Annotated in this window: 12 protein-coding genes; 7 read left to right on the forward strand and 5 right to left on the reverse strand. The window is 63.5% G+C overall.

What is annotated here, in order from left to right; translation table 11 throughout:
• Positions 1-75 precede the first annotated feature (75 nt).
• Positions 76-1,725 (forward strand): DegQ family serine endoprotease, encoded by a 1,650-nt coding sequence (locus C8J33_RS02430; RefSeq protein ID WP_132662999.1) that lies wholly within the window; start codon positions 76-78, stop codon positions 1,723-1,725.
• A gap of 48 nt (positions 1,726-1,773) precedes the next feature.
• Here C8J33_RS02430 and C8J33_RS02435 read toward each other — a convergent pair whose 3' ends face one another.
• Positions 1,774-2,319 (reverse strand): GNAT family N-acetyltransferase, encoded by a 546-nt coding sequence (locus C8J33_RS02435; RefSeq protein ID WP_132663001.1) that lies wholly within the window; start codon positions 2,317-2,319, stop codon positions 1,774-1,776.
• Positions 2,316-3,218, reverse strand: coding sequence for a phosphoserine phosphatase SerB (serB, locus tag C8J33_RS02440; RefSeq protein ID WP_132663003.1), 903 nt, complete (start codon positions 3,216-3,218; stop codon positions 2,316-2,318). The genes C8J33_RS02435 and serB overlap by 4 nt, the downstream gene beginning before the upstream one ends.
• Between serB and miaA the strand changes: the two genes are divergently transcribed.
• Entirely contained in the window at positions 3,217-4,113 is an 897-nt protein-coding gene (miaA, locus tag C8J33_RS02445; RefSeq protein ID WP_132663005.1) for a tRNA (adenosine(37)-N6)-dimethylallyltransferase MiaA, read from the forward strand. The two genes, serB and miaA, sit on opposite strands and share 2 nt — an antisense overlap.
• A 25-nt stretch (positions 4,114-4,138) precedes the next feature.
• On the opposite strand, the gene C8J33_RS02450 is transcribed toward miaA, so the two are convergent.
• Positions 4,139-6,184: an ATP-binding protein gene (locus C8J33_RS02450; protein ID WP_132663007.1), complete on the reverse strand. Its 2,046-nt coding sequence runs from the start codon at positions 6,182-6,184 to the stop codon at positions 4,139-4,141.
• A gap of 381 nt (positions 6,185-6,565) precedes the next feature.
• Here C8J33_RS02450 and C8J33_RS02455 point away from each other — a divergent pair, with 381 nt between their 5' ends.
• Genes C8J33_RS02455 through ilvN form a run of 4 tightly spaced genes read left to right on the forward strand, consistent with a single transcriptional unit; the run spans position 6,566 to position 9,700 of the window.
• Entirely contained in the window at positions 6,566-8,350 is a 1,785-nt protein-coding gene (locus C8J33_RS02455; protein WP_132664421.1) for an acetolactate synthase 3 large subunit, read from the forward strand.
• 56 nt (positions 8,351-8,406) lie between these two features.
• Positions 8,407-8,721 carry an AbrB/MazE/SpoVT family DNA-binding domain-containing protein gene (locus tag C8J33_RS02460; protein ID WP_110799167.1) on the forward strand — a complete coding sequence of 105 codons (315 nt, stop codon included), beginning with the start codon at positions 8,407-8,409 and terminating at the stop codon, positions 8,719-8,721.
• On the forward strand, positions 8,702-9,109 hold the full coding sequence (locus C8J33_RS02465; protein ID WP_132663009.1) for a type II toxin-antitoxin system VapC family toxin: 408 nt from the start codon (positions 8,702-8,704) through the stop codon (positions 9,107-9,109). Before C8J33_RS02460 ends, C8J33_RS02465 begins: the two co-directional genes overlap by 20 nt.
• Positions 9,110-9,127: 18 nt before the next feature.
• The gene (ilvN, locus tag C8J33_RS02470; protein ID WP_092934325.1) at positions 9,128-9,700 is read left to right on the forward strand and encodes an acetolactate synthase small subunit; all 573 of its coding nucleotides are present in this window, start codon (positions 9,128-9,130) and stop codon (positions 9,698-9,700) included.
• A 117-nt stretch (positions 9,701-9,817) separates the two neighbouring features.
• Here ilvN and C8J33_RS02475 read toward each other — a convergent pair whose 3' ends face one another.
• Both C8J33_RS02475 and C8J33_RS02480 read right to left on the reverse strand, forming a co-directional pair.
• A complete protein-coding gene (locus C8J33_RS02475; RefSeq protein WP_132663011.1) occupies positions 9,818-10,660 on the reverse strand; it encodes an aldo/keto reductase in 843 nt (280 codons plus the stop codon).
• 63 nt (positions 10,661-10,723) lie between these two features.
• Positions 10,724-11,818, reverse strand: coding sequence for an AbrB family transcriptional regulator (locus C8J33_RS02480; RefSeq protein WP_132663012.1), 1,095 nt, complete (start codon positions 11,816-11,818; stop codon positions 10,724-10,726).
• A gap of 332 nt (positions 11,819-12,150) precedes the next feature.
• Here C8J33_RS02480 and C8J33_RS02485 point away from each other — a divergent pair, with 332 nt between their 5' ends.
• On the forward strand, positions 12,151-13,278 hold the full coding sequence (locus C8J33_RS02485) for an ATP-dependent DNA helicase (protein WP_132663014.1): 1,128 nt from the start codon (positions 12,151-12,153) through the stop codon (positions 13,276-13,278).
• Positions 13,279-13,308 lie beyond the last annotated feature (30 nt).

The following is a 13,308-nucleotide window of genomic DNA, read 5'->3' on the forward strand; positions in this document are numbered from 1 at the left end:
GAGGCTTTTCCTTCCGCCGTGCTGCCGGTAAGGTACCGGCGAACCGACGGCATATCTTTCCGAAACGAGGACTTCATGGGATCACACCGCTCCAGCTTCACCCGGACGGCGGCGCTTGCCCTGTCGACGGCTCTCGTTTTCGCAGGCCCTTTCGAGGCGGTGGCCCAGGTCGCCAAGCCGATCGCGCCGCCAGCGGCCACCGGGCCGCTTCCGGTCCCGCCGCAGCCGTCGCCCTCCATCGCCCCGCCGGGACGCGCCGCGCAGGGCCCCGATTCGGTGGCCGATCTTGCTGCCGGGCTTCTGGATGCCGTCGTCAACATTTCCACCTCGCAGAACGTGAAGACGGACGACGACGCGCCGATGCCGAAGGTGCCGCAAGGCTCGCCCTTCCAGGATTTCTTCGACGAATTCTTCAAGGGCCAGAACGGGCAGGGTGCGCCCGGCCGCAAGGTCGAGTCGCTCGGCTCCGGCTTCGTCATCGACCCCACCGGCTACATCGTGACCAACAACCACGTCATCGAAGGTGCAGATGATATCGAGGTCAACTTCGCCAACGGTTCGAAGTTGAAGGCGAAGCTGATCGGAACGGATACCAAGACCGACCTTGCGGTGCTGAAGGTCGAGCCGAAAAAGCCGCTGACGGCGGTGCCGCTGGGTGACAGCCGCACGATGCGGATCGGCGACTGGGTGATGGCGATCGGCAATCCGTTCGGGCTGGGCGGTACGGTCACCGTCGGCATCATTTCGGCGCGTGGGCGCAACATCAATGCCGGTCCCTACGACAACTTCATCCAGACGGATGCCGCCATCAACCGCGGCAATTCGGGCGGTCCTCTCTTCAACATGAAGGGCGAGGTGATCGGCATCAACACGGCGATCATCTCGCCCTCCGGCGGCTCGATCGGCATCGGCTTTTCCGTGCCGACGGAGCTTGCGTCCAACGTCATTACCCAGCTGAAGGATTTCGGCAAGACCCGGCGCGGCTGGCTCGGTGTCCGTATCCAGCCGGTCACCGACGATATCGCCGAAAGCCTCGGCATGGACACGCCGCGCGGCGCACTGGTCGCCGGCATCATCGAGGGCGGCCCGATTTCCAAGGGCGAGATCAAGTCCGGCGACGTCATCACCAAGTTCGACGGTCGTGATGTTGCGGAGATGCGCGATCTGCCACGGGTGGTGGCGGAAAGCCCGGTCGGCAAGGCTGTGGACGTCATCGTCATCCGCGATGGCAAGGAGATGACCGTGCAGGTCACGCTCGGCCGGCTGGAAGATGCCGATGTTGCGAGCGCCGAAGCCTCTACGGATGAGGCGCCGGGCTCCTCGGACGACGCTCCGGCGACCAAGGGCGAGGGCGAGGGCGAGGGCGGTGCGGGCAGCCAAGAAGGCACCGATCAGGCGGAGCCACCGGCCGCCGATTTGCCGAAGTCCGATGAGGTGCTCGGCATGAAGCTGGCCCTGCTGGAGGCGCCGAACCGCCGCAGCTTCGGTATCGGAGACGATGTCGAGGGCGTCGTCATCACCGAGGTTGCCCAAAGCTCGGCCGCGGCCGAGCGGCGGATTACGGCGGGCGATGTCATCGTGGAGATCGGTCAGGAAGCCATGAAAACACCCGAGGACGTGACCGCTCGGATCGAGGAACTGAAGGCCGACGGACGCCGCAATGCCTTGCTGATGATCTCCAACAAGACCGGTGAACTGCGCTTCGTCACGGTGCGCATCGAGTAGCAGGCAGATCGCGTCGGAAACGATGGGCCTCCGATGGGAGGCCCACGATCACTCCGGGCGCTTCCGGCGATAGAGCACGTGGCGTTTCAGATGCGGATGCGTGTCCGGCACACGCGGATGGTCGAAGTCTCCATCGATAGCGCGGACGAGGCCGATGCGCTCCATCACGGCGATGGATCGGTGGTTATCGGCGACCGCGAAGGAAACGATCTCTTCGAGGCCGCGCGTCTCGAACCCGAAGGCGAGCAGGGCGCTTGCCGCTTCCGTCACATAGCCTTTCGACCAGTGGCGCCGCGCCAGGCGCCAGCCGATCTCGACGGTGCCGATCGGCAGAATCGGAGCGAGATCCGGAATGGCCAGGCCACAGAAGCCGATAGGCTCATTGGTCTCCTTCAAAGCAAGCGCAAAGAGGCCATAGCCCGTGTCCGCGATGGCCTGACGGTTTCGGTCGAACAGGGCGTCGGCATCCGCACGATCCCGGCGGAACGGGAAGAACGTCATGACCTCCGGATCGCTGTTGATCTCGAAGAAGAGATCCCGATCCGACTCCTGCCAGTTGCGGATGCGAAGGCGTTCTGTTTGCGTGATGATCATGCGCGATCGGTGGGGATGACGAAATCGGTTTTGCGGTAGCCCTGGATGTAGAGGAGCGCGGTAAGGTCGCCATGGTCGATGCGGATCTTCGCTTCGGCGGAGACCGTCGGTTTCGCGTGCAGGGCGACGCCCGAGCCGGCGAGTTTGATCATGCCGAGATCGTTGGCGCCGTCGCCCACCGCCATCGCATCTTCCGGCGTGATGCCGAGACGTTCCGTGATCTCGATCAGCGCATCGACCTTGGCCTGACGGCCGAGGATCGGCTCCTCCACGGTCCCGTCGAGAATGCCGTTCTCGACCACCAGCCGATTGGCGCGGTTCTCGTCAAAGCCGATTCGCGCGCCGATGGGGCCCGTGAAGACGGTAAAGCCGCCGGAGACGAGGGCGGTATAGGCACCCTTCGCTTTCATGGTTGCGACTAGCTCGATCCCGCCGGACGTCAGCGTGATGTGCTTGGCGATCACGTTGTCCACGACGCTGATCGGCAGGCCCTTGAGCAGGCCGACGCGTTCGATCAGGGCCGGTTCGAAGGCGATCTCGCCGTTCATGGCCCGCGCGGTGATGGTCGCGACCTGCTCCTTCAGGCCGACTTCGGCTGCGAGTTCGTCGATGCATTCCTGCCCGATCATGGTCGAATCCATGTCGGCAATCAGCAGGCGCTTGCGCCGCGTTTCCGCATCCTGCACGATGACGTCGATCGGCTGTCCGGCAACGGCATCGCGCAATTGCCGCTCGGCCTCGGCCGGGTCGGTGCCGTCGCGCAGGGCGATATCGCAGGCGACCCCGTCGGCAAGCCAGTAGAGACCGGACGCCTGAACGGCCGCTGCGGCCTTTTCACCGAGAGCCGCGCTCAGCACCGGATTTGACGGATTGGCGACAAGCGTGGCAACGAGAGCCATGATGAAAAACCTTGAAAGAGGACAGGACACGATCCTGATAACGGGACCGACCGCCAGCGGCAAGTCCGCGCTGGCCGTTCGGCTGGCGCAGGCGCATGGCGGCGTCGTCGTCAATGCCGACAGCATGCAGGTCTACGATACGCTCCGCGTGCTGACGGCGCGGCCTTCGGAGGCGGACATGGACGGCGTGCCGCACAGGCTCTACGGGCATGTGCCGGCCGGCCAAAGCTATTCCACCGGCGAATGGCTGCGGGAAGCGACCGTGCTTCTGGGTGAGCTTCGCGCGGAGGGGCGCGTGCCGGTCATCGTTGGTGGCACCGGGCTCTATTTCAAGGCGCTGACGGGCGGACTTTCGGAGATGCCGGATGTGCCGGACGAGATCCGGTCGCGCCTGCGGGCACGCCTTCAGGCAGAGGGGCCTGATGGATTGCATGCGCGACTCGCTGAGATCGACCCGGATACGGCGGCCGTGCTGAAGCCCGGGGACGGGCAACGCATCGTCCGGGCCCTCGAAATCTTCGAGGCGAGCGGCCGGTCGATCCGCGGGTTTCAAGCCACGCGCGGCGCGATGGTGGTCGATCCGGACCGGGCGTTGAAGATGGTCGTGATGCCGGAGCGGGACGAGCTTCGCCGGCGGATCAACCGACGGTTCGAGACGATGCTGGATCAGGGCGCGATCGAGGAGGTCGCGTGTCTGCTGGCGAAAGACCTGTCACCCGATCTGACGGCTATGAAGGCGATCGGCGTGCCGCAGATCGCGGCGATGCTGCGCGGAGAGATGGACCGGCACAGCGTCATCGAGACAGCGTCGGCTGCGACGCGGCAATATGCCAAGCGGCAGATGACGTGGTTTCGCAACCAGCTGGACGAGAGCTGGGAGCGCGTGGTGCCTTGAGCAAGCCGTTTCATAAGGCGTCGGCCTACTTGCGGATCAAGCTGCCGAGCGGCTTCTTGAGCAGGCTTTCGCGAAGGGATGGTGCCCGCGTGGACGCTGACGGGTCGTCCAGCGCCTGAGGCGCCGGCGCTTCGGGTGGGCGACGATCGGTTTCGCCGCCGAGGATTTGCCGGCGATAGGCGTTGAAGCGGTCGGCCTGCGGATTGGATATGGGATCCGGGTACTGCGGCTCGACGCGCGGCAGCATGTCGGGGCGATAGCTTTCAAGTCTTTCCGAGCTGGCTGGTGTTTCCGCTCGGTTCTGGCTTTCTTGCCGCTCGGGCGTGCGAGGCGAGAGCGGCGGCGGCTCGATGCTGTCGCTGAAGGAGAGGCTGCCGGCTCCCAAAGGGCTCGTGGAGTATGGCGTCGTCTCGCCGCCGGAGCTTGCGCGCATTCGCGCGACGATCGTGCGCAGGTCCACATTGGCAGGCGTGTCGTCGTCGGCCTTCATCAGCCCGCCGGCCGCCTTCGGCAGGCGGCTCTCCGGTATGCGTTCGAATCGCATGCGCATCGGCACGGAAACGGCCTCGCCGAAGGCGATCGCCTCGCCGTTTCCGATCGAAGAGAGGAAGCTCATGGTCGAGACGGAGGAATCCGGAATGGCCGAGCGGATGATGTCCTGGTCGCGATCGTTCGACAGGCGCATGGCAAAGACCGTCGAGCACTGCGAGAGGATCGTCGGGTCGAGTTCGCCCGGGCGCTGTGTGATCATGCCGAGCGAGACGCCGTACTTGCGGCCTTCCTTCGCGATACGGGCGATAGCCTGGCGCGTCGGCAGGAAGCCGAGCGACTGGTCGGACGGGACGTAGCGGTGCGCCTCCTCACAGACGACGAGCATGTGGACGCCGCCATTGCTCCAGAGGCCGATTTCGAACGCCATGCGGCAGAGCACCGACGCGACCGAATTGACGACCTCCGAGGGGATGCCCGCCAGCTGGAACGTGGTGATGGGGCGACCGTCGCCGGGGATGCGGAAGATCTTGGCGATCGTCTCGAGGATCGTGTCGTTGATCGTGTTGGACGAGAACATGAAGGTATAGCGCGGGTCGTTGACCGCCGCCATGATGCGGACCTTCAGCGAGCGAAGCGCCGGCTTTTCCGTGCGACCTTCCAGACGGCCGATGCGCTCGTCGATCAGCGCCATCAGGTCGGCGATGCGATAGGGGACCGGCGTATCCGCCGTCAGGGAGCTTTTCTCCGTCTGGCGTCGCATCAGGCCGCCGTCGCCCTTGAAGCCCTTCTTGGCGTCGGGAATGAGATCGCGGAGGATGTCGAGTTCCTCGGCAATGGCGGGGCGTCCCCGGAAGACGACTTCCGCGAATTCCTCAAGCCGCATCAGCCAGAAGGGCAGATCCAGCGTATCGGTATCGATGACGACGGCATGGTCGGGGAAGGCGGCTGCGAACTCGTTGTGAGGATCGAGGATCAGGATGCGCAGCTTGGGATCGGCCTCGATCGCCTTGCGCAGGAGCAGCGTCACGGCTGTGGATTTGCCGACGCCCGTGGTGCCGACAACGGCGAAATGCTTCGACAGCATGGACGGAATGTGGATCGCCGCATCCAGGCTTTCGTCCTGCGTCAGCTTGCCGATGGAAAAGCTGCCGCCGCGGCCGGTGTCGTAGATGCGCGCGAGGTCGGCGGTGCGGATGCGGTGCGCGATGGCGCCGAGATAGGGATACTGGCTGATGCCGGCGGAAAAGGCTTCTCGCCCGTCGATATCGACGCGAACCTCGCCCACGAGTTCCACGTCGATCCGGAAGATATTGTCTTGCTGCTCCGCCCAGTTGTCGTCGCTCGTGCGCATGGAGGAGACGAGGGCGACGACGCGATTGACGCCGACGGTGATGGAGACCAGCCGCCCGACGGACCAGAGTTCCGTCAGGGACGTCTCGCCGTTTTCCGCAAGGGCTGCAATGGTCGCGCGGGAGCCATTGCAGGCGATGACGCGACCGAGGAAACGATTGCCCCGGGCGACCGTGTCGCGCCTGTCCGCCTCCGCTGTGCGGCCGTCGGCCTGAAGTTCGTTGCTCACTACGTCGTAACCCCGCTTAAGGGACGGAATGTAAGCGAGGGACTTTAAGAAGATGTTTCTCTTCGGCTATTTTTGATTTCGCTGGCGTTCGGAAGGAGCGGTTTCGCTGCCGATCGCGATAGGGTCTTGCGCTGTTGCCACAGCAGGGCGCCCGCCCGGCAAAGGTGTAAAAAGCGTTGACGACACGGCCGAATGCCGGTATCAGTGCGCCCCATGAACATTCAAGCAATCATTCTTGTGGTGGGATCGCGCATGGGCAGGATGGTGTAACCATCCGGCGATAGCCACCCATGCGCAAACCAAGGCTCCTGACGGGGCCTTTTTTTATGCCTTCGAACAAGCAGAGCACAGGATCGAGACATGTCGGGCGGGAATAGCGAAATGGATGCAACGAGCACGGATAACACGATGACGGGCGCGGAGATCGTTCTGCGCGCACTCAAGGACAATGGCGTCGAAGTCATCTTCGGCTATCCCGGTGGTGCCGTCCTTCCGATCTATGACGAGATCCACCAGCAGGAAGACATCAAGCATATCCTCGTCCGTCACGAGCAGGGCGCCGGCCACATGGCCGAGGGCTATGCGCGCTCCACCGGCAAGGTTGGTGTCATGCTCGTCACCTCCGGCCCTGGCGCAACCAATGCCGTGACGCCGCTGCAGGACGCGCTGATGGATTCGATCCCGCTCGTCTGCCTGTCCGGCCAGGTTCCAAGCTCGCTCATCGGCTCCGACGCCTTCCAGGAGTGCGACACGGTCGGTATCACGCGGCCCTGCACCAAGCACAACTGGCTGGTCAAGGACGTCAACGAGCTGGCAGCCACCATTCACGAGGCGTTCCGCATCGCGCGGTCCGGTCGTCCCGGCCCGGTTCTGGTCGATATCCCCAAGGACATCCAGTTTGCGACGGGCACCTATACGCCGCCCTCCGCCGTTCCGATCCAGACGAGCTACCAGCCGAAGGTCGATGGCGATATCCGCCGGATCGAGGAAGCCGTCGCGCTGATGAAGACAGCGCGCCGTCCGATCATCTATTCCGGTGGTGGCGTCATCAACTCGGGCGACGCGGCGACACGTTTGCTGCGCGAACTGGTTTCGCTGACGAACTTCCCCATCACCTCGACCCTGATGGGCCTCGGCTGCTACCCGTCATCCGGCACCAACTGGCTCGGCATGCTGGGCATGCACGGCACTTACGAGGCCAACATGGCCATGCATGATGCTGATGTCATGATCTGCATCGGCGCGCGCTTCGACGACCGGATCACAGGCCGGCTGAACGCGTTCTCGCCGAACTCCAAGAAGATCCATATCGACATCGATCCGTCCTCGATCAACAAGATCGTCCGCGTCGACGTTCCGATCGCCGGCGATGTCGGACGGGTTCTCGAGGAGATGGTTCGTCTGTGGCATGCCGGATCGGCCGATCTCGACAAGACGCGGCTTAACGACTGGTGGGGCGACATCGCGCGCTGGCGGGGCCGCAAGTCGCTGTCTTACAAGCCGAGCGACGACGTCATCATGCCGCAATACGCCATCCAGCGCCTGCACGCGCTGACGAAGGATCGTGACACTTACATCACCACGGAGGTCGGCCAGCACCAGATGTGGGCTGCGCAGTTCTACGGCTTCGAAGCGCCGAACCGCTGGATGACCTCGGGCGGCCTTGGCACGATGGGCTATGGCTTCCCGGCCGCCATCGGCGTTCAGGTTGCACATCCCGACAGCCTGGTCATCGATATCGCGGGCGATGCCTCGATCCAGATGTGCATTCAGGAAATGTCCTGCGCCGTCCAGTACGCGCTGCCGGTCAAGATCTTCATCCTGAACAACCAGTACATGGGCATGGTGCGGCAGTGGCAGCAGTTGCTGCACGGCAACCGTCTCTCCAACTCCTACACGGAAGCGATGCCCGACTTCGTCAAGCTGGCGGAAGCCTATGGCGGCGTCGGCATTCGCTGCGACAAGCCGGGTGAACTGGACGATGCGATCCTGCGCATGATCGACAGCCCGGCGCCCGTCATCTTCGACTGCCGCGTGGCGAACCTTGCCAACTGCTTCCCGATGATCCCGTCGGGCAAGGCGCACAACGAGATGCTGCTGCCGGACGAAGCCACGGACGAAGCAGTCGCCACCGCGATCGACGCCAAGGGCCGGCAGCTGGTTTGATTGCACGGACGGGACGCTGTAGTGTGGCGGCGTCCCGTTCGAGAGAGGTGAGGGCCATGGCAAGAGTGAGACTTTCGGAAACCGGCGATTTGCATGTGCCTCTCGAGTTGCGAGAGAGGCTTGGTCTTGCTCCCGGCGCAGAAATGGATCTGACGACCAGCGACGGGCGGATGATTGCCGTCCCCGTGGAACATACGAGAGCGCCGGAAAAGAAGACTCTGAGTATGGTGGAGTTTCTTGAGCGGATACCACTCTACGAAGGCCCTCCAATCGATTTGACGGAAGCGTTGATAGATGAGGCTCTTCTGGCAGAAGCGAAACGTCGGTTTGAAAACGTAAATCGGCAATGGCATGACGACCATAACGATTGATACGAATATTCTCTTCCGGATCCTTCTTAAGGATGGCAGTGATCAATGGCAGCTTGCTGCGCGGCTCCTGCAGTCTCATCGCATCGTGATCATTCCCACTGTCCTTCTCGAAACAGAGTGGGTTCTCCGCAGTGTTGCAAAATATTCTCGCAGTCGCGTCTTGGAGCTCTTTCAAACGATAATGGCATCGCATGACTTCGTGATCGTCGATCGAGACGACACCGAAAGGGCTATTGCGGCCTTCGAGGCCGGAATGGACTTTGCGGATGCCATGCATCTCTGCCTCAGCGATGAGGCCACGACGTTCGTCACCTTCGACCGCGATCTCGTGCGGCGGGCGAGACGGTACTTGCCAAGTGCCAGCGTTGAACTGGCAGACATACTCTAGAGGAAACGGACCCAGACCATGAACGCCCATCTACAGCCGACCGGCTCGGCCTACTTCATTGCCAAGGAAACCGAAATTGCGGAGAAGCATACGCTGTCCGTTCTGGTGGCCAACGAGCCGGGCGTTCTGGCGCGGGTGATCGGGCTGTTTTCCGGGCGCGGCTATAACATCGAGAGCCTGACCGTGTCGGAGACCGAGCACGAAGCGCATCTTTCGCGCATCACGATCGTGACGCGGGGGACGCCGCATGTTCTGGAGCAGATCAAGTCGCAGCTCGAGCGACTGGTGCCGGTTCACCGCGTCGTAGACCTGACGGTGCGGGCCGGTTCGCTCGGCCACGACCGGCCGATCGAGCGTGAGGTGGCCCTGGTCAAGGTCAAGGGAACGGGCGAAAACCGGGCGGAAACGTTGCGGCTCGCCGATGCGTTCCAGGCCAAGGTGGTCGATGCGACGGTGGAGCATTTCATTCTGGAGATCACCGGCAAGTCGTCGAAGATCGATCAGTTCGTTGCCGTCATGAAGCCGCTTGGCCTTTTAGAAGTCTGCCGCACCGGCATCGCCGCGATGAATCGCGGTGCGCAGGGCATGTGATAATGCCTTGTCTTTCAGATGCTTGAGGCGGGTCTTGCGGATACAGAATCCGGCGCCTCATGTAGCGAATCAAGCACAAGGGCCGCGTCTTCGTAAGGAGGCGCGGCCGTTGTCGTTTCAGATCATTTCGAGAGGGCGTTTTCGCGAGGGCGGCGGGAAGGCGGCATCGAGCTTGGCCTTGTCCTCGTCCGTCAGACGGATGTCCAGTGCGGCAAGATTCTCCCGGATGCGGTCGGGCCGACCGGTCTTGGGGATGGCGATGACATCCGGCGTTGCCAGCACGAAGGCGAGTGCGATCTGGGCGACCGTCGCGCCATGCGCGGCGGCGACGCGCTTCAGGGTGGCGTTGCCAAGCAGGCGGCCTTCGTCGAGCGGCGAATAGGCCATGATCGGCACCCGCCTCTCTGCGCACCAGGGTACGAGGTCGAAGGCGATGCCTCGGCGCGACAGGTTATAGAGAACCTGATTGGTCGACATCCTGCCCGGTGCCAGTTCCTCGACCTCCTCCATGTCGTCGACATCGAAGTTTGAGACGCCCCAGGCGCGGATCTTGCCGTCCTGCTGCAGGCGCTCGAACGCCTCCACCGTTTCGGATAGGGGAACGCCGCCGCGCCAGTGCAGGAGATAGAGATCGATATGGTCTGTTCCGAGCCGCTTCAGGCTGTCCTCGCAGGCGCGCAGCGTCTTCGAGCGCGCGGCGTTCGACGGGAGAACCTTGCTGACGATGAAGGCGTCGTCGCGACGGCCCGCAATGGCTTCGCCCACCACCCGTTCCGCACCGCCATCCGCGTACATTTCCGCGGTGTCGATCAGCGTCAGACCGAGATCGAGACCCAGTCTGAGGCTCGACACTTCGTCCGTGCGCGAGGCAGGACTCTCGCCCATATGCCAGGTGCCTTGACCGAGAACGGGAACCGAAGTGCCGTTCGGGAAGGTGGTGCGGGGCAAAGTCGTGGTCATCGGGCGCATCCTCTCTGTGTCTTCAGGGGGATATAGGCGCCTACCGGTCGGACGGAAGAGGCGTCATGCCGGAGGCAGGCGGGCACCGGCGCGCTTTGCGACGAAGCGGGCGAGCGGCGGGCCCATCGCCATGACGAGGAGCAGCCGCGCCGTCTGCAAGGCCATGACGAAAGAAATGTCCACATTGCTGGATGCCGCGATGATGGCGATCGAGTCCATGCCGCCTGGGCTGGTCGCAAGATAGGCGGTCAGCGGATCGATGCCTGCGGTTTGCGTCAGGATGAACGCGAGGATGCCCGAGATTCCCATCAGCACGAGGATGGAGGCGACGGTCGGCAGGAGGACGCGGCGGGCATGGGCGATGACGGGCCGCGTGAAGCCGAGGCCGATATTCCAGCCGAGAGCGGCATAGCTGATGGCGAGCAGCCATTCGGGCAGGTGGATGTGAACGCTGCCGGTGACGCTGAGCAGTCCGCCGATGAGGAAGGGCATCAGGAGAACGCCGGCGGGGATGCGCAGGTACCAGCCGAGCATGCCGCCGAAGACCGCAACGGCAAGCGTCTGTGCCAGCGAAAGGGCGGCGATCGGCTCGAACCAGACGATCGCTGTGGGGGCACCTTCAAGCCCTGCCCAGTAGCGGGCGACGAGGGCGGCTGCTGCGGCAACGAAGACCACGCGCAGATATTGCATGAAGGCGACCAGCCGCACATCGGCGCCATAGGCCTCGGCCATCACCATCATCGTGGTCGCGGCGCCCGCCGAACAGCCCCAGATGGCCGTCGTGCCGGGCAGCACATTGAGCCGGGTGATCATGTAGCCGCTCAGCGTGCTCATGGTGATGACGCAGACGACGATGCCGAGAAAGAGGGGCCAGTTTCCAAGGAAGGTGCCGACGATGTCGCCGGTGATGGAGCCGGCAATCATGGTGCCGATGAGCGTCTGGCAGGCGAGCACAAGCACGCGGTTGAGGCGAATGGTGCCGCCGTTCAGCCCGACGATGCCGCCGGCGACCATGGGGCCCATCAGGAGCGCTGCCGGGATGCCGAGCGCTTCAAGGCCGCCGGCAATCGCGAGGGAGAGAACCAGCAATAGCGACCATTGTACGACGTGCGACCGCCGGCCGAGGCCGGTCTTCACGGGAGAGAGGTGTGGTGTCATCAGGCAAGCCGATCTCAGGCATCTCCAGCCGAACCGCGGAGGTTTCGGCGCAGGACATGCGGAAAAGCAATGGCCGGATATTCTCTGGTGAGCCAAGGTTCACCGGTAATGCTCGGGCCGGGATAGGAGACATCCGGCGCGTCACGCGCAGGTGCCTGTCGTCAGCGGGTTAAGGACCATGGGCGGTTGGAAGTCAAGGTTCGGGCTCGCAGAGGCAGACCCCGGATGCTTATCTGTCTTTGCTCTCGGCACTGCGCCGTGTGGCCCATCCCACAAGGGGAAAGCGCACGGTCGGGCTTGCGCTCCGGCGCCGAATCCTGCCACGTCGTCTCATGGAATTTGCACCCCAGCAGGATGAGGCGCTGAAGGCTGTCAGCCAGTGGCTGAAGGCCGGGCGCAAGCCGTTGTTCAGGCTGTTCGGCTATGCCGGAACAGGCAAGACGACGCTTGCGCGCCATTTTGCCGAACATGTCGATGGCGAGGTGCTGTTTGCGGCCTTCACCGGCAAGGCGGCGCAGGTGCTGCGCTCCAAGGGCGCCTCCAACGCCAAGACCATCCATTCGCTGATTTATCGGCCGCGCGGCGAGGAGGAGGTTTCCGACGAGGAAACCGGCAAGACGTCGGTCTCGCCCATGTTCTCGATCAACCGCCAGAGCCCGGTCGCGAAAGCGGCGCTGATCGTCGTGGACGAATGCTCCATGGTCGATGAGGCGCTCGGCAAGGACCTGATGAGCTTCGGCACGCCGATTCTCGTTCTCGGCGATCCCGGGCAGTTGCCGCCGGTCACCGGCGGGGGATATTTTACCAATGATGAGCCCGATTACCTTCTGACCGACATCCACCGGCAGGCGCGCGACAATCCGATCATCAAGCTTGCCATGCAGGTGCGCGAAGGCAAGGAGATCATGTTCGGCGACTACGGCACGGCGAAGATCATTCCGAAGTCCGAGGTGACGCAGGATCTCGTGCTCAAGGCCGACCAGGTGCTGGTGGGCACCAACAAGACCCGGCGCCGCTACAATACGCGGCTGCGGGAGCTGAAGGGGTTCACGACGGAATACCCTCAGTCCGGCGACAAGCTTGTCTGCTTGCGCAACGACCCTGCGAAAGGGCTGCTCAACGGGTCTCTCTGGCAGGTGATGACCTCGTCCAAGGAGACGGTGAAGCCGGGGATCAACCTGATGATCCGGCCGGAAGACGACGACATCGATCGGGGTGCGGCCAAGATCAAGCTGCTCAAGACCGCCTTCGAGGATGTCGAGTGGGAAATCCCCTGGTCGACCCGCAAGCGTTACGACGAGTTCGACTACGGTTATGCATTGACGGTGCACAAGGCTCAAGGGTCGCAGTGGAACGACGTCGTGCTGTTCGATGAAAGCTGGGCTTTTCGCGACACGCGCGAGCGCTGGCTTTACACGGCGATCACGCGCGCTGCGGAAACGCTGACGATCGTACGCTGATCCGAACCACATCTCGTGCATCCGGATCGA

Source organism: Rhizobium sp. PP-CC-3G-465, assembly GCF_004343445.1.
In the GTDB taxonomy this organism is placed as follows: Bacteria; Pseudomonadota; Alphaproteobacteria; order Rhizobiales; family Rhizobiaceae; genus Ferranicluibacter; species Ferranicluibacter rubi.